Source organism: Candidatus Frackibacter sp. WG13, assembly GCF_900114655.1.
Classification (GTDB): Bacteria; Bacillota; Halanaerobiia; order Halobacteroidales; family Acetohalobiaceae; genus Frackibacter.
This window is the reverse complement of the sequence record NZ_FOTT01000004.1, coordinates 87411-108466: the sequence shown is the minus strand read 5'-3', so window position 1 is coordinate 108466 and position 21056 is coordinate 87411. Positions and strand designations below refer to the sequence as shown.

Below are 21056 nucleotides of genomic sequence, written 5' to 3'. Positions count from 1 at the left end.
ATGAAAAAAGTATGGCAAATTTCATTAATTATCTTATTATTACTCTTTTCTATCGGGGTGGGCACAATATTAGGAATGCATATCTTCTTTAAACAGAACCAGAATATAATCTTTTCTGGTGTTACAATAGAAGGATATAACTTTAGTGGTTTAAATAGAGCTGAAGCTAAAGAACGTTTAAAGAAGATTACTAAACCTATTTTAAATAAAGATATTATTCTAGAAGGGGAAGAAGATAGTTGGTTATTGGACCCAGGGAGCATTAAACTTAAATTCAAAATAGAAGAAGCAGTGAATAAAGCATTTGCTATAGGTAGAAAGGGTAACTTAGTCCAGAGAAGTATAGAAGTCTGGCAAACTGATAAATATGGTGAAGAAATAGATTTAAGGATGTCTTATAGTGACAAAATATTAGAAGAAGAATTGATGGCAATTGGTAAAGAAATTAATAGTAGCATGAAAAATGCTTATATGGATCTAGAAACTAAGCAAGTGATTAAAGCTAAGCATGGGAGAAAGTTAAATATAGAAAAATCAAAGATGAAGATTGTTAAAAGATTATCTAATCTAGAAGACCTCCCGATTAGGTTAGTAATCGAAGAGATAAAACCGGAAGTAAATGAAGAAGATTTAAAAGAGTTAGGACTGACTAATCAAATAAGCACTTATTTGACTGAATTTAATACTACTAAGAAAGGTCGAGTAGAGAATATTAAGCTAGCTAGTCAAAAGATTAATGGCACTTTATTAAAACCTGGTGAATCTTTCTCTTTTAATGATCGAGTCGGGCCTAGAACCTTAACAACAGGATTTAAAGAAGCGATAGAAATAGTTAATCAGGAGTTTGTTACAGGTATTGGAGGCGGGGTTTGTCAGGTGTCCAGTACTCTTTATAATGCAGTTCTATTAGGGGATTTTAAAGTTTTAGTACGTCAGAATCATTCTCGCCCAGTAAGTTACGTTCCGTTAGGAAGAGGAGCTACTGTCTATTATGATTACTTAGATTTTGAGTTTAAGAATAATACTTCGGCTCCGATTATGATCTTATCAAAAGTAAAGGGAAATCGCTTAAGAATGAGTATTATGGGGCAAGAAAGAGACTACCAGGTAGAGATTTTTACTAGTGAGCCTGAAGTCATAGAATATGAAGAAGTTAAAAAAGTAGATCCATCCCTCCAAAATGACGAACAAAAGCTAGTTCGAAGAGGTAAGAATGGTTATCGAGTTACAGTTAAAAAACGTATTATCAGTAATAATCAAGTTTTAAAAGAGGTAATAGTGTCATAAGATAGATATCAACCGGTAGATCAAATTATTAAGGTTACCGGGAAGTAGAAAGAAAGGAATAAGTTACAACCCATAAATTTCTTGACTTCAAAGAATAACATAAGTTATAATTAACAATGTGATTGCGAAACGAAGAATTGACTTTAAAGTATACTGCAGTATCTATCTACCATAATACCAGGGGGGATTTGGGTGAACGCACATTTAAAGAGAAAGAAGTATAAGACCTATAAAGATATGACAGATGATGAAATTGTAAAATGTGCTCAGAAGGGTAGTCAACTGGCTATAGAGTACTTACTTAAAAAGTACAAGAACTTTGTACAAAATAAGGCGCGTTCATACTTTTTAGTAGGAGCTGACCGGGATGATATAGTACAAGAAGGTATGATTGGGTTATATAAAGCCATTCGAGACTATAGGATTGATAGACTTGCTTCATTTCGTGCATTTGCAGAATTATGTATCACAAGACAGATAATTACTGCTATTAAGGCTGCCACTCGTCAGAAACACCAACCTCTGAACTCTTATGTTTCTTTGAACAAGCCTATCTATAATCAAGAATCGACTAGGACATTATTAGATGTATTACAAGGTGAAAAGTTAACTAATCCTGAGGATCTATTTATTAGTCAGGAAGCCTATGAATTATTAGAAACTAGTATTAAAGAGATGTTAAGTGATTTAGAAAAGAATGTCTTATTAGAATATTTAAAAGGAAAGACATACGAAGAAATTGCGAAGGCTTTAGATAGACATGTTAAGTCTGTAGATAATGCTCTTCAAAGAGTAAAAAGAAAGTTAGAAGAATTCTTAGAAAAGCATGATATTTAGAGTAAATTGGATAAAGAATAAGGATAAGTAATATAAAATGAAATATTAGATAATATTAATTAATGAAATTTTTAAAAAGAATAAAATTAATCTTGATTTCTAACAATAAAAGACATATAATGATTATTGTGTGTGTCCGCCCACGTAGCTCAGTCGGTAGAGCACATCCATGGTAAGGATGAGGTCACCGGTTCAAATCCGGTCGTGGGCTCCACTTTAATAGTTGACAGTGAAGCCCAATAAAAAGCCTTCGAATTAAAAGCAGAGTATACCATAGGCTTGCGACCAGCTTTGAAGTTTTATTATATAGTTAACAACAGGTGGCTAGTTTAGTAGTCACCTGTTAATTATAGATTCTAATATTAGGTTCACGGTTTCAATTAATAAATATAATACATAATCTAATTCAATATTAAGGGAAAATTAAGGAGGATGAAAAGAATGTCAAAAGAAAAGTTTGAAAGAAACAAACCACATGTTAACATTGGTACTATCGGTCACGTAGACCATGGTAAGACAACAACAACAGCAGCGATTACAAAGGTATTAGCAAAAGGAGGAGAAGGGTCTTCTAACTTTGAAGATATCGATAATGCTCCAGAAGAGAAGGAAAGAGGAATTACAATTGCGACTTCTCACGTAGAGTATGAGACAGCAAATCGACACTATGCTCACGTAGACTGTCCAGGACACGCTGACTATGTAAAGAATATGATTACTGGTGCAGCACAGATGGACGGAGCGTTATTAGTAGTATCTGCTGCAGACGGACCAATGCCACAGACAAGAGAGCACTTATTATTAGCTCGTCAGGTAGGTGTACCGAACATAGTAGTATTCTTAAATAAAGCAGATATGGTAGATGACGAAGAGTTAATCGAATTAGTAGAGATGGAAGTAAGAGAATTATTAAACGAATATGAATTTGCAGGAGACGAAGCTCCAATCGTAGTTGGGTCTGCTCTAAAGGCTCTAGAATGTGCCTGTGGAGATAGAGACTGTGAATGGTGTGGACAGATTATGGAACTAATGGATGCTGTAGATGAGTATCTACCAGAACCAGAAAGAGATACAGACAAGCCGTTCTTAATGCCGGTAGAAGATGTATTTACAATTAAAGGTCGAGGTACAGTAGCTACTGGTAGAGTAGAGAGAGGTAAGTTACACCCAGGTGATGAGATTGAAGTTATCGGAATTAAAGATACACAAGAAACAGTTGTTACAGGAGTAGAGATGTTCCGTAAGCTATTAGATGAAGCAGTAGCAGGAGATAACATTGGAGCATTATTAAGAGGACTTAATAGAGAAGATATCGAAAGAGGTCAGGTATTAGCAGAGCCAGGAACGATTACTCCTCATACTAAGTTTAATGCAGAGGTTTATGTATTAGGTAAAGATGAAGGAGGAAGACATACTCCATTCTTCGATGGATATAGACCACAGTTTTATTTTAGAACTACAGACGTAACTGGTGATATCAACTTACCAGAAGGGGTAGAGATGGTAATGCCAGGAGATAATATCGAGATGGAAGTAGAATTAATTACTCCAATCGCCATGGAAGAAGGATTAAGATTTGCAATTCGTGAAGGCGGTAAGACTGTAGGAGCTGGAGTTATTACTGGAATTATTGAATAAATTAGGATAAAAATTAGATAAATGCTTTATACTATAAAAAGCGGGTAGACTAATACCTGCTTTTTATTTCGTTTTAAAGTTTTGAATTTAATAAGTATGTTGACTTTTAGTTTAAAATGTGATACAGTAAATAAGGTGTTGACTAAGGAACTAAATTAAGATTGACCTTGTGTTTGTTTGAGGGGGTGGCATTTTAATGCGTGAAACAATTACTCTAGCTTGCGAAGAATGTGGCCAGCGTAATTATTCAACTACAAAGAATAAGTCTAATACTCGTGACAGATTAGAACTGAAGAAGTATTGTAGATTTTGCGGAGATCATACTGTTCACAAAGAGACTAAATAATGTTTTTGAAGTAAGGATGTGAGATAATGGCTGAAGAAAGCACATTAGGCAAAATCAAGAGATTCTTTCGTGAAGTTAAGGCTGAACTTAAAAAGGTAAATTGGCCCAACCAAGAAGTCTTGATCTCGTATACAACGGTTGTAATTGCAACCGTCTTAATTGTAGCTATTTTTATTGGAGGAGTAGACCTTATCTTTTCTAAAATAATTACTCCATTAGTACTTAACTAAGAATTAATTGATCCATCGATCTTTATTTAAATAAGGGGGTGCAGGTCCATACAGGACTACCTTTATTATGAGTGATGAGCGAGAATGGTATGCTATACACACTTATTCAGGTCATGAAAACAAGGTTAAATCTAACCTGGAAAAGAGAGTTACAACTACAGGGATGGATGAAAAGATATTTGATATTTTAATTCCGTCTAAAGACAAAGTTAAGGTAAAAGATGGTAAAAAAACTATGTCTAAAGAAAAGTTCTTTCCGGGTTATGTCTTAATTGAAATGATCATGGATGATGATTCCTGGTATGTAGTGAGGAATACACCAGGTGTAATTGGGTTTGCCAGTTCAGGAACTAAACCGGTTCCTGTGACTGACGCTGAGGTTAACTCTATCTTAAAACAGATGGGGGTTGAAAGGCCTCAGGTTGAAATAGATTTAGAGGTTGGCGACGAAGTAAGAGTTATTGATGGTCCTTTTGAGAACTTTGTAGGAGATATTCAAGAAATAGATTTAGATAAAAGCAAATTGACTGTTCTAGTTTCAATGTTTGGTCGTCAGACCCCAGTGGAACTAGACTTTCATCAAGTGGAAGAAGTTTAAGGAGGTGTAAGTAGATATGGCTAAAAAAGTTGTAGGTAATATTAGTTTACAGATTCCTGCAGGTAAAGCTAATCCGGCTCCACCAGTTGGTCCAGCTTTAGGACAGCATGGAGTTAATATTATGGAGTTTTGTAAAGCATTCAATGCTAAGACTGCTGACCAGGCTGGTAATATTATACCGGTTGAAATTACTGTTTATGCTGACCGTTCTTTTGATTTTATTACTAAGTCACCGCCTGCTGCTGATTTACTTAAGAAGGCAGCTGGACTTGAAACAGCATCTGGTGAGCCAAATATCAATAAAGTGGGTACTGTTACTAAAGATGATTTAAAAGAGATCGCAGAAACCAAGAAAGAAGACTTAAATGCTGCTAGTTTAGAAGCAGCAATGAGTATGATTGCAGGTACTGCTCGGAGTATGGGACTTGTAGTAGAAGATTAATGATTTTACGCTGTGGGAGGATAATCCGATTACCACAAAGGAGGAGAATTTAAATGTCAAAAAGATATACAGAAGCTTTTGATAAAGTTGATAGAGAAAAAGTATATCAGCCAGAAGAAGCTTTAAAATTAGCACAAGAAACAGCAACAGCAAACTTTGATGAGACTATTGAAGTAGCAATTAAGTTAGGGATTGATCCGAATAAGAATGACCAACAACTAAGAGGTGCTCTGGTATTACCAGAAGGAACTGGACAAGATGTAAAAGTAGTAGTATTTGCCCAAGGAGAAAAAGCAAAAGAAGCTGAAGAAGCAGGTGCTGACGTAGTTGGTGCTGAAGATTTAGCTGAAAAGATTGAAGATGGTTGGTTAGACTTCGATGTTGCGGTAGCTACTCCAGATATGATGAGCGTTGTTGGAAAGTTAGGAAGAATTCTAGGACCGCAGGGATTAATGCCAAATCCTAAAGTGGGTACTGTGACTTTTGACTTAGAGAAGGCAATCAAGGAGCTTAAGGCTGGTAAAATTGAATATCGTGCTGATAAAGATGGGAATGTTCATTTGCCGCTAGGGAAAGCTTCATTTGCTACAGAAGCATTATTTGAAAATTTCAAAGCTATATTTGATGAAATTATTAGATCAAGACCAAGTGGTGCTAAAGGGCGTTATTTGTTAACTATTACTGTTTCGGCAACTATGGGTCCAGGAGTGAAGGTTGATCCGCAAGTTGTTCGTAATATGTTTGTTTAATATTTGAATTGAACTTGATTTTAAATTAAATTTATAACTTTGAAGAATAAGTTAATTTATTTTAAATAATATTTGACTTAATAAGATTCCTATGTTATAATTCCATTTGTGAGTCAAAAATAATTGAATACTGAAATTGACAGCTGTAGACAGTGGGTGCTTGCAAAAGCTTAAATTAACCCACCGAGGCGGGGATAGAGAATATGCTGTTCTAGTTTGCTGCATTAATTCTCTTATGATAGAATTGTTCTTAGGTCTCCAGTTGTCTGCGGAGGCTTTTTTTAGTTTGAAAGGGGAGGTGGAGATATGCCTAGTCGTGAAAAAGAATTGGTTGTTGAAGAGTTGACAGATAAATTTAATAAATCTAAAGCTGCAGTCTTAACAGATTATTGTGGTTTAAATGTAGCAGAAATTACTGAATTACGAGCTAAATTGAGAGAAGCGGGTGTTGACTATAAGGTAGCTAAGAATACATTGGCTCGCATGGCTGCTAAGAATGCTGAACAAGAAGCTGTTCATGAGTACTTAACTGGTCCAACAGCTATTGCGTTTTCTGAAGAGGATCCGGTAGCTCCAGCTAAAGTTTTATCTGAATTTGCTGAAGATCATGAAGCGTTAGAGATTAAAGCTGGAATTTTAGACGGAGATGTAATAAGTTTAGAACAGATTGAAGCATTAGCTGACATACCACCACGTGAAACATTACTTGCTCAAGCATTAGCTAATATGAAGGCACCAATCAATGGTTTGGTGAATGCTTTAAACGATCCAATTAGAAGTATAGCTCGCATTTTAAATGCTATTAAGGAAGAAAAAGCAGAGTAAGTTCTTTTAATAAATTTTCAAATAAAGATAGGTTTAAGTTTTAACTTAAATTTAGATCTTATTTTGCAAGAAATTTTGGTAAGGAGGTGAAGATAATGACTAAAGAAGAAATTATTGAAGCTATTGAGGACATGTCTGTTCTTGAACTAGCTGAATTAGTTGAAGAGTTAGAAGAGAAGTTTGATGTTTCTGCTGCTGCTCCAGTTGCTATGGCAGGTGTTCCTGCTGCTGGCGGTGCTGCAGGTGGCGAAGAAGAGCAAACTGAATTTGATGTAGTTATTACTTCTGCTGGTGATAAGAAAATCAAAGTAATTAAGGCCGTAAGAGAGGTAACTGATTTAGGTCTTAAAGATGCTAAGGGACTTGTTGATGATGCACCTAGTGCTGTTAAAGAAGGTGTTGAGAAAGAAGAAGCAGAAGAGGTTAAAGAGAAGCTTGAAGAAGCTGGTGCTACAGTAGAACTTAAGTAGTTCTAAGTTTGTGATTATAAATTAAAGATATAGAAATAGATAATAAAAGCACTCTGTTAAGGTATAGCAGGGTGCTTTTTTACCTTATCAGAAAAAGACAAATAATCTCTTGACATTATTTGAATATTATGTTACCATTATTAATTGTTATGGGAATGATAAAATGTGGGGAATATACCATTTATCAGTCTTGATTATAAATTTTTAAGTTATAGTCAAATAAAAACGTATATTTGTAATTAAAATAGCCAAGAATATTATTGTTGTTATAACTGAGAATCAACTTAGTATCTAATGGCTTTATTTTTATTTATAAATTTCTATATATGATGTTTTAGATTATGTAAGTGTTGTTGGCTTTAGTCTGAGAAAACTAGCGGAGGTGAATTGTTTTATGGCCAAACCGGAAAGCTCTCTTAGGCGCCAAAGGAGAAGCTTTGCTAAAATTGAAGAAGCAATGGAAGTACCGTATTTACTTGAGACACAGAAAGAATCATATGATTGGTTCTTAAAGATTGGGCTTTTAGAGATGTTTAATGAGATTTCACCTATTCACGATTTTTCAGAGAACTTAGTCTTAGAGTTTATTGATTACTCTTTAGGAGAACCTAAGTATGATGAGATTGAAAGTAAGAATCGTGATGTGACTTATGCTGCACCCCTCCAAGTTAAGGTTAGATTAATTAACCAGGAGACTGGTGAAGTAAAAGAGCAGGAAGTCTTTATGGGTGATTTCCCTCTAATGACCGACAAAGGAACTTTTATTATTAACGGTGCTGAAAGAGTTATTGTTAATCAGCTTATTAGATCTTCTGGAGTATACTACGGAGGAGAGATGACAAAAGATGGTCGTCAACTCTATACTGGTAGTATTATTCCTAATCGTGGAGCATGGATTGAGTTCGAATATGATAAGAAGCGAATCATTGCTGTTAGAGTTGACCGAACTCGGAAGATGCCATCTACTGTATTATTTAGAGCCTTAGGTTATGGTACAGATGCTGAATTGATTGATTTATTTGGTGATCATGAAGTAATCCACGATACACTTGAACGTGATAGCACAGAGAATAGGGAAGAAGCTTTGATTGAGCTTTATAAGAAGTTAAGACCTGGAGAACCACCAACAGTAGAGAGTGCAGAAAATCTATTGGAGTCTTTCTTCTTTGACCCTAAGCGATATGATTTAGCTCGCGTAGGTAGATATAAAATTAATAAAAAATTAGGCTTAGATGTAGACCCAGATAAGAGAACATTAACTAAAGAAGATATTGTAGAGACCGTAAAATATTTAGTTAAATTAGTTAATGATGATGATGATGCTTATGTTGATGATATTGACCATTTAGGTAATCGACGTTTGAAGACTGTAGGAGAACTATTACAGAATCAGTTTAGAATTGGACTTTCTCGTATGGAGAGGGTAATTAGAGAGAGGATGACTATTCAAGATATTGATGTAATTACTCCTCAAGCTTTAATCAATACGAGACCAGTAGTGGCTGCTATTAAGGAGTTCTTTGGCAGTAGTCAGCTGTCACAATTTATGGACCAGACGAACCCAATGTCTGAGTTAACTCATAAAAGAAGGATGAGTGCGTTAGGACCAGGAGGTTTGAGTAGAGAACGGGCTGGATTCGATGTTCGAGATGTTCATCATACTCATTATGGAAGAATATGTCCGATTGAGACTCCTGAGGGACCAAATATCGGTCTGATTGGTTCGCTCTGTATCTATGGAAAGACAAATGAATTTGGATTTATTAAGACGCCATATCGTAAAGTAGTAGACGGTAAGGTTACCGATGAAGTAGAGTACATAACAGCTGATGAAGAAGAAGGTTATATCATTACTCAGGCTAATGAACCTATCGATGAAGATGGTAATTTAGTTAATGATAGAGTGAATGTTAGGTATCGTGAGGACATTCTAAAGGTTAATAAAGAGAAAGTAGACTATATGGACGTTTCGCCAAAACAGATTGTTAGTGTTTCTGCGGCCTTAATTCCGTTCTTAGAGAATGATGATGCTAACCGAGCCTTAATGGGGGCTAATATGCAACGACAAGCGGTACCTTTATTAAGAACTGATGCTCCTTACGTAGGAACAGGAATTGAATATGAAGCTGCCAAAGATTCTGGAGCAACGGTAGTTGCTAAGAATAGTGGCGAAGCTATGAAGGTAAGTGCAGATAAGATTTTAATTAAGACAGATGACGGTAAGGTAGATAAATATAAATTAGATAAGTTTGTTCGTTCTAACCAAGGTACATGTATTAATCAAAAGCCTATTGTGCGTAAAGGAGATAGGGTAAATGAAGGAGATATTATTGCGGATGGCCCTGCTACTGATAAAGGTGAGTTAGCATTAGGGCGTAATTGTATGATTGCGTTTATGCCTTGGGAAGGTTATAACTATGAGGATGCAATTTTAATTAGTGAAAAGTTAGTTAAAGAGGATGGACTAACTTCAATTCATATTGAAGAACATGAAGCTGAAGCTCGGGATACTAAATTAGGTCCAGAAGAGATAACTAGAGATATACCTAATGTTGGCGAGGATGCTCTTAAAGATTTAGATGAACGAGGGATTATTCGTCCTGGTGCTGAGGTAGTTCCTGGCGATATTCTAGTAGGAAAGGTAACACCAAAGGGTGAGACCGAACTATCTGCTGAAGAACGTCTGTTAAGAGCTATATTTGGAGAAAAAGCACGTGAAGTAAGAGATACATCTCTAAAGGTACCACATGGAGAGACTGGAATTGTAGTTGATGTTAAAGTCTTCACTAGAGAAGATGGTGACGATTTAAAACCAGGAGTTAATAAGTTAGTCAGAGTCTATATTGCTAATAAGCGTAAGATTTCTGTCGGTGATAAGCTAGCTGGTCGCCATGGTAATAAAGGAGTTATCTCTAGAATTTTACCTGAGGAAGACATGCCTTACTTACCAAATGGAGAGCCAGTAGAAGTAGTGCTTAATCCATTAGGGGTACCATCTAGAATGAACTTAGGTCAGGTATTAGAAACTCATTTAGGAATGGCAGCTAAAGCATTAGGGGTTCATGTAGAGACACCGGTCTTTAACGGTGCTACAGAGCAAGATGTTGAAGATGCGTTAGAGGAAGCAGGGTTAGCCAGAGATGGTAAGACTGAACTATATGATGGAAGAACCGGAGAAAAGTTCGAAGAAAGAGTAACAGTAGGTTATATGTATATCTTAAAGCTACATCATTTAGTTGACTCTAAGATTCATGCTCGGTCTACAGGACCATACTCTTTAGTAACTCAACAACCACTAGGAGGTAAGGCGCAGTTTGGTGGTCAGCGTTTTGGTGAAATGGAGGTTTGGGCATTAGAAGCATATGGTGCTTCCTATTCATTACAAGAAATGCTTACAGTTAAGTCTGACGACGTTGTAGGTAGAGTGCAGACTTATGAATCAATAGTTAAAGGTGAGAATATACCGGAGCCTGGTATTCCTGAATCCTTTAAAGTATTGATTAAAGAGATGCAGAGTATTGGACTTGATGCTAGAGTCTATTCTGAAGATGATGAAGAGTTAGAGATTGGTGAAGATGAGGAAGCTGTTAGTGATACAACTAAAAAATTAGGTTTAGATATAGATGATAGTGATGGTGAGGAAGATGACGAATAGAAGAATTTTAGTTTTAAATTATCGAAACTAAAAAAGGGGGAGTGGCCCTTGCTGAATGTAAATAATTTTGATTCTATGAGAATTGGTTTGGCTTCACCGGAAAAAATTCGTAACTGGTCTAGTGGAGAAGTTAAAAAGCCAGAAACTATTAATTATAGAACTTTGAAACCAGAAAAAGAAGGCCTCTTCTGTGAAAAAATCTTTGGACCAACAAAAGATTGGGAATGTCATTGTGGAAAGTATAAACGAGTTAGATATAAAGGGGTTGTCTGCGACCGATGTGGTGTAGAGGTTACTCGTTCTAAAGTACGGAGAGAACGAATGGGTCATATCGAATTAGCAGCGCCTGTTTCACATATCTGGTACTTTAAAGGGATTCCTAGTAGGTTAGGTTTAATTATGGATATGTCTCCGCGTTCATTAGAGAAAGTTCTATATTTTGTTTCTTATATTGTAATTGAACCTGGGGAGACGCCATTAAGTAATAAGCAGTTATTAAGTGAGAGTGAATATAGAGAGGCACGTATTAAGCACGGTAATGAGTTTAAGGCTGGTATGGGTGCAGAAGCTGTAAAAGAGATATTAAGAAATATGGATTTAGATAAAGAAGTTAAAGAATTAAAAGCTGAAATTAAAGAAATTTCAGGACAGCGCCGTAAACGAGCAGTCAGAAGGTTAAAGGTTTTAGAAGGATTGCGTCTTTCAGGTAATCGTCCGGAATGGATGATTTTAGAGGTAATTCCAGTAATTCCACCTGAATTACGACCGATGGTACAGTTAGATGGTGGCCGTTTTGCAACTTCTGATTTAAATGATTTATACCGTAGAGTAATTAATAGAAATAATAGATTGAAGCGATTATTAGACTTAGGTGCGCCGGATATCATTATTAGAAATGAAAAGAGAATGTTACAGGAGGCAGTTGATGCTTTAATTGATAATGGTCGTCGCGGTCGTCCAGTGACAGGGGCAGGAAATAGACCACTGAAATCTTTAAGTGATATGTTAAAAGGGAAGCAAGGTCGTTTCAGACAGAACTTGCTTGGAAAACGGGTTGACTACTCTGGTCGTTCAGTAATTGTAGTAGGACCTGATTTAAAGATGCACCAATGCGGTCTGCCTAAGAAGATGGCATTAGAACTCTTTAAGCCATTTGTTATGAAGAAGTTAGTTGATGAGGACTTAGCACATAACATTAAAAGTGCTAAGGGGAAAGTCGAGAAATTAAATGAAGAGGTTTGGGATATTCTTGAAGATGTAATTAAAGAGCATCCGGTCTTATTAAACCGAGCTCCAACATTACACCGATTAGGTATTCAGGCCTTCGAGCCAATCTTAGTAGAAGGAAAAGCGATTAAGATTCATCCATTAGTCTGTCCTGCTTATAATGCGGACTTTGATGGTGACCAAATGGCAGTTCACCTTCCGTTATCTGCGGAAGCACAAGCTGAGGCTAGACTTTTGATGTTATCTACTTATAATATATTATCACCTGCTGATGGGGAAGCGATTGCTGTACCTTCACAGGATATGGTTTTAGGTGCTTATTATATGACTATAATTCGTGAAGGAGCAAAAGGAGAAGGAAAGATATTTGGTAGTGCTGATGAAGTGCTGATGGCTTATGAGAATGATGTCGTCTCTATTCATGCTGAGATTAAGTATCGACTTGATGGAGAATGGCTCGATACTAGTGTAGGTCGAGTCCTATTTAATGATATTTTCCCTGATGAATTTGAATTTTATAATAGAGAATTCGATAAAGGTGAACTATCTAATTTAGTAGGAGAATGTCATCAGAAATTTGGTCCAAATAAGACAGCAGATATTTTAGATGAACTTAAAAATATTACTTTTAAATATTCAACTAAAGCTGGAGTGACAATTGGAGTAACCGATGTAGAGATTCCAGAAGCAAAACCTAAGATTCTTAAGGATTCGGAAGAAAAGGTAAGCCAGATTGAACAACAATATAGAAGAGGTTTGATTACTGATAAAGAACGGTACCAGAAAGTAATTGACGTTTGGGATAAGGCTAAAGAAAATGTAACGGAAGAGATGATAGCTAATCTATCTGAAACTAATCCGATCTATATGATGGCTACTTCCGGTGCGCGAGGTAATACCTCACAGATTACGCAGTTAGGTGGAATGAGAGGATTGATGGCTGATCCATCAGGTCAGATTATTGACTTACCTATCAAAGCTAACTTCCGTGAAGGTTTAACTGTATTAGAATACTTTATTTCTACTCACGGTGCTCGGAAGGGATTAGCGGATACTGCGTTAAGAACTGCTGACTCTGGTTATCTAACAAGGAGATTAGTCGATGTTTCACAGGATGTAATAGTTAGAGAGCATGATTGTGGAACTGATGAAGGCATATTAGTTGAGGATATTAAAGAATCTAATGAAGTAATTGAACCATTATTAGAAAGAATAACTGGTAGAGTTGCTCTTAAGGATATTGAAGATCCTGAAACCGGTGAAATAATTGTTGAAAAGAATGAACTAATTGATGAAGCAACTGGGAAAGAGGTTGTAAAAGCTGGGATTGAAGAAGTTGAAATTAGATCTGCATTGACATGTAGGACTAAACACGGTGTTTGTCGTAAATGTTATGGTCGCAACTTAGCTACAGGAAGATTGGTGAATGTAGGAGAGGCAGTTGGAATTATCGCTGCTCAATCTATCGGTGAACCAGGAACTCAGTTAACGATGCGTACGTTCCACACTGGTGGAGTTGCTGGTGATGACATTACACAGGGTCTGCCACGTGTTGAGGAGTTATTTGAAGCTCGCACACCAAAAGGGCAAGCTATTGTTACTGAGTTAAGTGGAAAAGTTAATTTAGTAGAAAAGTCTAACTCCTTTAAAGCAGTCATCAAGACTGAAGAAGGAAGACAGAAGACATATCAGCTACCTTACGGTTCTGAAATTAGAGTTGAAGATGGTGAGTATGTAGAATCAGGAACTAGATTGACTAAAGGTCCATTAGATCCGGAGGACATCCTTAATATTCAGGGACCTAGAGATGTCCAAAAATACTTACTTCGTGAAGTACAAGATGTCTATCGTTCACAGGGAGTAGAGATAAACGATAAGCATATAGAAGTAGTAGTTAGGCAGATGATGGGCAAAGTAAAGATTAAAGAAGCAGGCGATACTGAATTGTTGCCTGGTGAATTAGTTGACACCTTTGAATTTAGAGAAGTTAATGAAGAAGCGATTGCTAATGAAAAAGAACCAGCAACTGCTGAGCCAGAATTGTTAGGAATTACAAAAGCTTCTTTAGCTACAGATAGCTTTTTGTCAGCAGCTTCTTTCCAGGAGACGACTAGGGTTTTAACTGAAGCTTCATTAGAAGGTAAGAACGACCAATTAATTGGTCTAAAAGAGAATGTGATTATAGGTCAACTTATTCCTGCTGGTACGGGAATGAGAAAGTATAGAGAGATTGATTTAGATTTAGTACCACAAAAAGAAGAGTCTGAATTAGAAGCCGAAGCTAATTAAATAAAAAATCAATTAATTCCTTGACAGTTAGAGATTAAAGTGTTAAAATATGCAAGTGTGTGGAATAAAGATATAAACATTTAACTTTAATTAAATGTTAAGGTTTTAAATGGTAATTATAAAAGGGGTGTATTAATGCACCCCTCATTTAAAGAATTAGCCGCTTAAATCTGGAAGGAGGTGTAGTAATGCCTACTATTAATCAATTAATTCGTAAAGGTAGGGATAAAGTTGAGAAGAAGAAGACAGCTCCAGCTTTAGAGGGAGCACCACAAAAGAGAGGTGTCTGTACTAGAGTTTATACAGCAACACCTAAAAAGCCTAACTCAGCTTTAAGAAAGATAGCTCGTGTTCGTTTAACTAACGGAAAGGAAATTACAGCTTATATTCCTGGAATAGGTCATAACTTACAGGAACACTCTGTAGTTTTAGTCAGAGGAGGAAGAGTTAAGGACCTACCAGGTGTTAGATATACAATTGTTCGTGGCGCATTAGATACTGCCGGTGTTGAAGATAGAAGACAAGGACGTTCTAAATATGGAGTTAAGAGACCACAATAATAGATTAAATTTCTAAATCAATAGTAAAAGGGGGGATATGGATGTCAAGAAAAGGCACAGCAGAAAAAAGAAGAGTTGCAGCAGATCCAATTTATAATAGTAAGCTAGTTACTAAGACTATTAATAAGATTATGTATGATGGCAAGAAAAGTTTAGCTGAAAATATCTTTTATAGTGCTATGGATGTGATTGAGGATCAGACTGGAGAAAGTCCTTTGGAAGTTTATAAAGAAGCACTTAATAATATAATGCCTGTTTTAGAGATTAAGTCACGTCGAGTTGGTGGCGCTAACTATCAGGTTCCAGTCGAGGTAAGTAATGATCGGCGATTAACATTAGGCTTACGTTGGATTATTGAGTCAAGTCGTGAACGTGGTGAAAGAGGAATGGTAAGTAAATTAGCTAATGAAATTATTGATGCTTATAATGGTGAAGGAGGAGCTGTACGTAAAAAAGAGGAAGTTCATCGTATGGCTGAAGCAAATAAAGCATTTGCTCACTATAAATGGTAAAAAAATAGGTTAAATGTTTGAAGGAGGGTAAAATAGTGGCCAGACAATTTCCGCTAAAGCGAACAAGGAATATTGGGATTATGGCACATATTGATGCTGGTAAGACGACAGCTACTGAACGTATTCTCTTCTATACTGGAAGAGTGCATAAAATGGGTGAAACTCATGATGGTGCTTCCCAAATGGATTGGATGGAACAGGAACAAGAAAGAGGTATTACAATTACATCTGCGGCTACTACATGTCAGTGGCAAGATTATAGAATTAACATTATAGACACGCCAGGGCACGTGGACTTTACTGTAGAGGTAGAAAGATCTTTAAGAGTATTAGATGGAGCGATTGGTGTATTCTGTTCAGTAGGTGGAGTAGAACCACAATCTGAAACAGTTTGGCGCCAGGCAGATAGATATAATGTTCCTAGAATTGCATTTATTAATAAGATGGATAGAACAGGGGCAGATTTTTATAATGTTGTAGATATGATGGATGAAAGAATTGATGCTAATCCGGTACCGATTCAATTACCAATCGGTAAAGAAGATAACTTTGCTGGAGTAGTAGATTTGGTAGGAATGAAGGCTATAGTTTATGATGATGAATTAGGAATTGAGTATGAAGAACAAGAGATTCCTGAAGATTTAGTAGAAGAAGCTGAAGAATATAGAGAGTTATTATTAGAAGCTATTGCTGATGTAGACGAAGAGTTTATGATGAAGTATTTAGAGGGTGAAGAGATTACTGAGGATGAAATCAAAGATGGGATCCGTAAAGGGGTTCTTGATATTGAATTCACTCCAGTATTGTGTGGAACTGCTTTAAAGAACAAAGGAGTTCAGCCGATTTTAGATGCGGTTGTCGATTATTTACCATCTCCTGTGGATATTCCGCCGGTAGAAGGAATAATTCCGAGAACTGAAGAAAAAGCTACTCGTCCAGCAGACGATGATGCACCTTTCTCTGCACTAGCATTTAAGATTATGACTGATCCTTATGTAGGTAAACTTGCTTTCTTTAGAGCTTATTCTGGAGTTTTAGAAGCAGGTTCATATGTTTACAACTCTATTAAAGAGGAGAAAGAAAGAGTTGGACGAATCTTACAGATGCATGCTAATCACCGAGAAGAAAGAGACCAAGTTTATGCTGGAGATTTAGCAGCTGCTGTAGGTCTTAAGAACACAACTACTGGGGATACACTTTGTGATGCAGATGATCCAATTATTTTAGAATCTATGGAATTCCCTGATACTGTAATTGATGTTGCTATTGAACCGAAGACACAAAAGGATCAGGATAAGCTAGGGCAAGCTTTACAGAGTTTAGCTGAAGAGGATCCAACTTTTAAGGTTCGAACTGATGATGAGACGGGACAGACAGTTATTTCTGGTATGGGAGAGTTACACTTAGAAGTAATTGTTGATCGTTTAATGAGAGAGTTTAGTGTAGAAGCTAATGTTGGGCAGCCACAAGTGGCTTATCGAGAGACTATTAAGAAGAAGACAGAAGCTGAAGGCAAGTTCATTCGACAGTCTGGTGGCCGTGGACAGTATGGTCATGTTATTATTGAGATGGAACCATTACCAGCAGGTGAAGGTTTTGAATTTGAAGATAACATTGTCGGTGGAGTTGTACCTAGAGATTATATTTCATCTGTTGAAGATGGAATTGAAGAAGCAATGGAAAATGGAATTTTAGCTGGATATCCAGTTGTAGATATCAAAGTTAGCTTGAATGATGGTTCTTACCACGAAGTTGACTCTTCTGAGATGGCATTTAAAGTTGCTGGATCGATGGCCTTTAAGAATGGAGCTAAACAAGCTAAGCCAGTGCTTTTAGAACCGATTATGGAGGTTGAAGTTGTTACTCCAGAAGAGTATATGGGCGATGTAATTGGTGACTTAAACGGTCGTCGTGCAAAAGTAGAAGGTATGGAACAGAGAGGTAATGCTAAGGTCATCAAAGCTGATGTGCCTTTATCTGAAATGTTCGGTTATGCAACGGACCTTCGCTCTAATACTCAAGGTCGTGCTAACTATGTGATGCAGTTTAGTCATTATGGTGAAGTTCCTGGTAATATTGCTAAAGAGCTTGTCGACAACGACTAATTAAAAATTTTAAAACTAGTTTATAATTTTTTCAAGGAGGATGAAAAGAATGTCAAAAGAAAAGTTTGAAAGAAACAAACCACATGTTAACATTGGTACTATCGGTCACGTAGACCATGGTAAGACAACAACAACAGCAGCAATTACAAAGGTATTAGCAAAAGGAGGAGAAGGATCTTCTAACTTTGAAGATATCGATAATGCTCCAGAAGAGAAGGAAAGAGGAATTACAATTGCGACTTCTCACGTAGAGTATGAGACAGCAAATCGACACTATGCTCACGTAGACTGTCCAGGACACGCTGACTATGTAAAGAATATGATTACTGGTGCAGCACAGATGGACGGAGCGTTATTAGTAGTATCTGCTGCAGACGGGCCAATGCCACAGACAAGAGAGCACTTATTATTAGCTCGTCAGGTAGGCGTACCGAACATAGTAGTATTCTTAAATAAAGCAGATATGGTAGATGACGAAGAGTTAATAGAATTAGTAGAGATGGAAGTAAGAGAATTATTAAACGAATATGAATTTGCAGGAGACGAAGCTCCAATCGTAGTTGGGTCTGCTCTAAAGGCTCTAGAATGTGCCTGTGGAGATAGAGACTGTGAATGGTGTGGACAGATTATGGAACTAATGGATGCTGTAGATGAGTATCTACCAGAACCAGAAAGAGATACAGACAAGCCGTTCTTAATGCCTGTAGAAGATGTATTTACAATTAAAGGTCGAGGTACAGTAGCCACTGGTAGAGTAGAGAGAGGTAAGTTACACCCAGGTGATGAGATTGAAGTTATCGGAATTAAAGATACACAAGAAACAGTAGTAACAGGAGTAGAGATGTTCCGTAAGCTATTAGATGAAGCAGTAGCAGGAGATAATATTGGAGCATTATTAAGAGGACTTAATAGAGAAGATATCGAAAGAGGTCAGGTATTAGCAGCACCAGGATCAATTACTCCACATACTAAGTTTAATGCTGAAGTTTATGTACTAGGTAAAGATGAGGGTGGAAGACATACTCCATTCTTCGATGGATATAGACCACAGTTTTATTTTAGAACTACAGACGTAACTGGCGATATCAACTTACCAGAAGGAGTAGAGATGGTAATGCCAGGAGATAATATCGAGATGGAAGTAGAATTAATTACTCCAATCGCCATGGAAGAAGGATTAAGATTTGCAATTCGAGAAGGCGGTAAGACTGTAGGAGCTGGAGTTATTACTGGAATTATTGAATAAATTGGAGTAAAAAAGAATGAGGAGATTTTTACTTCTCTCCTCTTCTTTTTTCTGTGTAATATTTTCTGTAATGGAGGTGTAAAGATGGCGAATAAAGCTAAAGAGAAGATTAGAATTCGTTTGAAAGCATATGAGCATCAGCTTTTAGATAAATCAGCAACAAAGATTGTTGAAACTGCAAAGAGGACAGGAGCACAAGTTTCCGGTCCAGTTCCATTACCGACTAAAAAAGAGGTGTTTACTGTTTTGCGTTCACCTCATGTCCATAAGAAGTCGCGAGAGCAGTTTGAAATGCGAACTCATAAAAGATTAATTGATATTTTAGAACCAACATCTAAGACAGTTGATTCTTTAATGCGTTTAGATTTACCTGCAGGTGTAGATATCGAAATCAAATTATAAAAATAATGTGTAGTTAAAATCGAATATTAGTTATTGGATTTGAGGAGGTGCAAGAAAGATGAGAAAAGGAATTTTAGGAAAGAAAGTTGGTATGACACAGATCTTTAATGATGAAGGAGAAGTTATGCCAGTAACAATTATTGAAGCAGGACCATGTTCTGTAGTTCAAAAGAAGACTGAAGAAGTAGATGGCTATAACGGTGTGCAGCTTGGATTTGGTGAAGTTAAAGAGCATAGAGTTAATAAGCCATTAAAAGGTCATTTTGATAAATATGGTATTGAACCCAAAAAATATATTAAAGAGATTAGGGTTGACGAAGATGATGAGCAATATCAAGTGGGAGAGATGATTAAAGCTGATATCTTTGCAACAGGAGATCGAGTAGATGTTACAGGAACATCTAAAGGTAAAGGGTTTGCAGGTACAGTTAAGCGTTGGAACTTTAACACAGGACCTAAGACTCATGGTTCTAGAAACTATAGATTACCAGGAGCTATTGGAGCCGGGTCAGACCCAGCACGAGTATTCAAGGGTCAGAAGATGCCAGGCCACATGGGTAGAGAGAAAGTAACTATTCAAAATCTGGAAGTAGTTAAAGTAGATCCAGAAAAGAATATCTTAGCAGTAAAAGGTGCTGTTCCTGGTCCGAAAAAAGGATTATTACTAATTAAAGATTCTGTTAAAGGATAAGTTGGTACGAAAGGAGGATAAAGAATGCCTGAATTAGCATTATATAATAGAGAAGGTAGCCAAGTAGGCGAAATTGAACTTAATCAAAATATATTTGATGTAGAGATTAATGAGCATGTCGTTCATGAGGCAGTAACTGCACAGTTAGCTGCTAAGCGTAGCGGAACTGCTGCTACTAAGACGCGAGGTAAAGTTAGTGGCGGAGGTCGTAAGCCTTGGCGACAGAAAGGAACAGGTCGTGCACGTCATGGAAGTATTCGTTCTCCAATTTGGGTAGGCGGTGGAACGACTTTTGGTCCTCAGCCAAGAGATTATAGCAAGAAACTACCTAAGAAGGTAAAGAAATTAGCTGTAAAGTCAGCTTTAACAGCTAAAGTAAACGAAGATGAATTAATCGTTGTAGACAAATTAGATTTTGCTCAACCAAAGACTAAAGAGATGGTTAAGGTCTTAGAGGCATTAAATAGTAGTGACCAGAAAGTTTTAATCGTAACATCTGAAAAAGATGCAAATTTATATAAATCTGCAAGAAACATCCCAGGAGTAAATGTTTTAATTGCATCGGCTCTCAATGTATATGACATTTTAAATTGTAATAAATTGATTGCTACTAAAGATGCTATTGAGAAAGTAGAGGAGGTGCTGGACTAATGAGAAAGCCACGGGATATTATTATCCAGCCACATATATCTGAAAAGGCTATGTTTGATATTGAGACAAAGAACTGGTACACATTTAAAGTTGTCCTAGATGCCAATAAACCAGAAATTAAGAAGGCGATTGAAGAAATCTTTGATGTAAAAGTAGAGAAAGTAACTACTAATCGCATGTCTGGTAAGAAACGAAGAATGGGTGTTCATGAAGGTAGAAGAGCTGACTGGAAGAAAGCACGAGTTAAGTTAGCTGAGGGAGACCGAATAGAGATATTTGAAGGAATGTAATCAAGG

At 36.7% G+C, this 21056-nt stretch carries 20 protein-coding genes, 1 tRNA gene and 1 other annotated feature; all 21 genes read left to right on the top strand.

What is annotated here, in order from left to right; all coding sequences use genetic code 11:
• The 21 genes from BM077_RS03855 (at position 1) to rplW (ending at position 21050) form a co-directional block, all read left to right on the top strand.
• Positions 1-1287 carry a VanW family protein gene (locus tag BM077_RS03855; RefSeq protein ID WP_090095141.1) on the top strand — a complete coding sequence of 429 codons (1287 nt, stop codon included), beginning with the start codon at positions 1-3 and terminating at the stop codon, positions 1285-1287.
• Between the two features lie 186 nt (positions 1288-1473).
• Entirely contained in the window at positions 1474-2124 is a 651-nt protein-coding gene (gene sigH, locus BM077_RS03850) for an RNA polymerase sporulation sigma factor SigH (protein ID WP_445082260.1), read from the top strand.
• A gap of 138 nt (positions 2125-2262) precedes the next feature.
• Positions 2263-2338, top strand: a tRNA-Thr gene (locus BM077_RS03845).
• 227 nt (positions 2339-2565) lie between these two features.
• Complete coding sequence (tuf, locus tag BM077_RS03840) at positions 2566-3762, top strand: elongation factor Tu (RefSeq protein ID WP_090003433.1); 1197 nt, start codon at positions 2566-2568, stop codon at positions 3760-3762.
• Between the two features lie 196 nt (positions 3763-3958).
• Positions 3959-4108, top strand: coding sequence for a 50S ribosomal protein L33 (gene rpmG, locus BM077_RS03835; protein ID WP_089748248.1), 150 nt, complete (start codon positions 3959-3961; stop codon positions 4106-4108).
• Between the two features lie 26 nt (positions 4109-4134).
• Positions 4135-4338 (top strand): preprotein translocase subunit SecE, encoded by a 204-nt coding sequence (secE, locus tag BM077_RS03830; RefSeq protein ID WP_089748249.1) that lies wholly within the window; start codon positions 4135-4137, stop codon positions 4336-4338.
• A gap of 67 nt (positions 4339-4405) precedes the next feature.
• Positions 4406-4936 carry a transcription termination/antitermination protein NusG gene (nusG, locus tag BM077_RS03825; RefSeq protein WP_089748250.1) on the top strand — a complete coding sequence of 177 codons (531 nt, stop codon included), beginning with the start codon at positions 4406-4408 and terminating at the stop codon, positions 4934-4936.
• A 16-nt stretch (positions 4937-4952) separates the two neighbouring features.
• Positions 4953-5378: a 50S ribosomal protein L11 gene (gene rplK, locus BM077_RS03820; protein ID WP_089748251.1), complete on the top strand. Its 426-nt coding sequence runs from the start codon at positions 4953-4955 to the stop codon at positions 5376-5378.
• A gap of 53 nt (positions 5379-5431) precedes the next feature.
• Complete coding sequence (gene rplA / locus BM077_RS03815; RefSeq protein WP_089748252.1) at positions 5432-6127, top strand: 50S ribosomal protein L1; 696 nt, start codon at positions 5432-5434, stop codon at positions 6125-6127.
• A gap of 125 nt (positions 6128-6252) precedes the next feature.
• Positions 6253-6420: a sequence feature (ribosomal protein L10 leader region), on the top strand.
• A gap of 13 nt (positions 6421-6433) precedes the next feature.
• Positions 6434-6952, top strand: a complete 519-nt coding sequence (rplJ, locus tag BM077_RS03810) for a 50S ribosomal protein L10 (RefSeq protein WP_089748253.1) — start codon at positions 6434-6436, stop codon at positions 6950-6952.
• A 95-nt stretch (positions 6953-7047) separates the two neighbouring features.
• Complete coding sequence (gene rplL, locus BM077_RS03805) at positions 7048-7422, top strand: 50S ribosomal protein L7/L12 (RefSeq protein WP_089748254.1); 375 nt, start codon at positions 7048-7050, stop codon at positions 7420-7422.
• Between the two features lie 394 nt (positions 7423-7816).
• A complete protein-coding gene (gene rpoB, locus BM077_RS03800; protein WP_089748255.1) occupies positions 7817-11077 on the top strand; it encodes a DNA-directed RNA polymerase subunit beta in 3261 nt (1086 codons plus the stop codon).
• 48 nt (positions 11078-11125) lie between these two features.
• Positions 11126-14593 (top strand): DNA-directed RNA polymerase subunit beta', encoded by a 3468-nt coding sequence (gene rpoC / locus BM077_RS03795; protein WP_089748256.1) that lies wholly within the window; start codon positions 11126-11128, stop codon positions 14591-14593.
• A gap of 188 nt (positions 14594-14781) precedes the next feature.
• Complete coding sequence (rpsL, locus tag BM077_RS03790) at positions 14782-15153, top strand: 30S ribosomal protein S12 (RefSeq protein ID WP_089748257.1); 372 nt, start codon at positions 14782-14784, stop codon at positions 15151-15153.
• A gap of 41 nt (positions 15154-15194) precedes the next feature.
• On the top strand, positions 15195-15665 hold the full coding sequence (gene rpsG / locus BM077_RS03785; protein WP_089748258.1) for a 30S ribosomal protein S7: 471 nt from the start codon (positions 15195-15197) through the stop codon (positions 15663-15665).
• 35 nt (positions 15666-15700) lie between these two features.
• Positions 15701-17770 (top strand): elongation factor G, encoded by a 2070-nt coding sequence (gene fusA, locus BM077_RS03780; protein ID WP_089748259.1) that lies wholly within the window; start codon positions 15701-15703, stop codon positions 17768-17770.
• Between the two features lie 49 nt (positions 17771-17819).
• Positions 17820-19016 (top strand): elongation factor Tu, encoded by a 1197-nt coding sequence (gene tuf / locus BM077_RS03775; protein WP_089748260.1) that lies wholly within the window; start codon positions 17820-17822, stop codon positions 19014-19016.
• Between the two features lie 84 nt (positions 19017-19100).
• Entirely contained in the window at positions 19101-19418 is a 318-nt protein-coding gene (gene rpsJ / locus BM077_RS03770) for a 30S ribosomal protein S10 (RefSeq protein ID WP_089748261.1), read from the top strand.
• Positions 19419-19476: 58 nt separating this feature from the next.
• The gene (rplC, locus tag BM077_RS03765) at positions 19477-20109 is read left to right on the top strand and encodes a 50S ribosomal protein L3 (RefSeq protein WP_089748262.1); all 633 of its coding nucleotides are present in this window, start codon (positions 19477-19479) and stop codon (positions 20107-20109) included.
• Between the two features lie 24 nt (positions 20110-20133).
• A complete protein-coding gene (gene rplD, locus BM077_RS03760) occupies positions 20134-20760 on the top strand; it encodes a 50S ribosomal protein L4 (protein ID WP_089748263.1) in 627 nt (208 codons plus the stop codon).
• The gene (gene rplW, locus BM077_RS03755) at positions 20760-21050 is read left to right on the top strand and encodes a 50S ribosomal protein L23 (RefSeq protein ID WP_089748264.1); all 291 of its coding nucleotides are present in this window, start codon (positions 20760-20762) and stop codon (positions 21048-21050) included. The genes rplD and rplW overlap by 1 nt, the downstream gene beginning before the upstream one ends.
• Positions 21051-21056: the final 6 nt, after the last annotated feature.

What these genes read in the sequence shown, in the direction of transcription:
- rplJ (WP_089748253.1), top strand. Translation starts at nt 6,434, where the DNA reads ATGCCTAGTCGTGAAAAAGAATTGGTTGTTGAAGAGTTGACAGATAAA.
- rpsJ (WP_089748261.1), top strand. Translation starts at nt 19,101, where the DNA reads ATGGCGAATAAAGCTAAAGAGAAGATTAGAATTCGTTTGAAAGCATAT.
- rpsG (WP_089748258.1), top strand. Translation starts at nt 15,195, where the DNA reads ATGTCAAGAAAAGGCACAGCAGAAAAAAGAAGAGTTGCAGCAGATCCA.
- rplL (WP_089748254.1), top strand. Translation starts at nt 7,048, where the DNA reads ATGACTAAAGAAGAAATTATTGAAGCTATTGAGGACATGTCTGTTCTT.
- rplW (WP_089748264.1), top strand. Translation starts at nt 20,760, where the DNA reads ATGAGAAAGCCACGGGATATTATTATCCAGCCACATATATCTGAAAAG.
- rpmG (WP_089748248.1), top strand. Translation starts at nt 3,959, where the DNA reads ATGCGTGAAACAATTACTCTAGCTTGCGAAGAATGTGGCCAGCGTAAT.
- tuf (WP_089748260.1), top strand. Translation starts at nt 17,820, where the DNA reads ATGTCAAAAGAAAAGTTTGAAAGAAACAAACCACATGTTAACATTGGT.
- rplK (WP_089748251.1), top strand. Translation starts at nt 4,953, where the DNA reads ATGGCTAAAAAAGTTGTAGGTAATATTAGTTTACAGATTCCTGCAGGT.
- rplD (WP_089748263.1), top strand. Translation starts at nt 20,134, where the DNA reads ATGCCTGAATTAGCATTATATAATAGAGAAGGTAGCCAAGTAGGCGAA.
- secE (WP_089748249.1), top strand. Translation starts at nt 4,135, where the DNA reads ATGGCTGAAGAAAGCACATTAGGCAAAATCAAGAGATTCTTTCGTGAA.
- BM077_RS03855 (WP_090095141.1), top strand. Translation starts at nt 1, where the DNA reads ATGAAAAAAGTATGGCAAATTTCATTAATTATCTTATTATTACTCTTT.
- rplC (WP_089748262.1), top strand. Translation starts at nt 19,477, where the DNA reads ATGAGAAAAGGAATTTTAGGAAAGAAAGTTGGTATGACACAGATCTTT.
- rpsL (WP_089748257.1), top strand. Translation starts at nt 14,782, where the DNA reads ATGCCTACTATTAATCAATTAATTCGTAAAGGTAGGGATAAAGTTGAG.
- nusG (WP_089748250.1), top strand. Translation starts at nt 4,406, where the DNA reads ATGAGTGATGAGCGAGAATGGTATGCTATACACACTTATTCAGGTCAT.
- rplA (WP_089748252.1), top strand. Translation starts at nt 5,432, where the DNA reads ATGTCAAAAAGATATACAGAAGCTTTTGATAAAGTTGATAGAGAAAAA.
- rpoB (WP_089748255.1), top strand. Translation starts at nt 7,817, where the DNA reads ATGGCCAAACCGGAAAGCTCTCTTAGGCGCCAAAGGAGAAGCTTTGCT.
- tuf (WP_090003433.1), top strand. Translation starts at nt 2,566, where the DNA reads ATGTCAAAAGAAAAGTTTGAAAGAAACAAACCACATGTTAACATTGGT.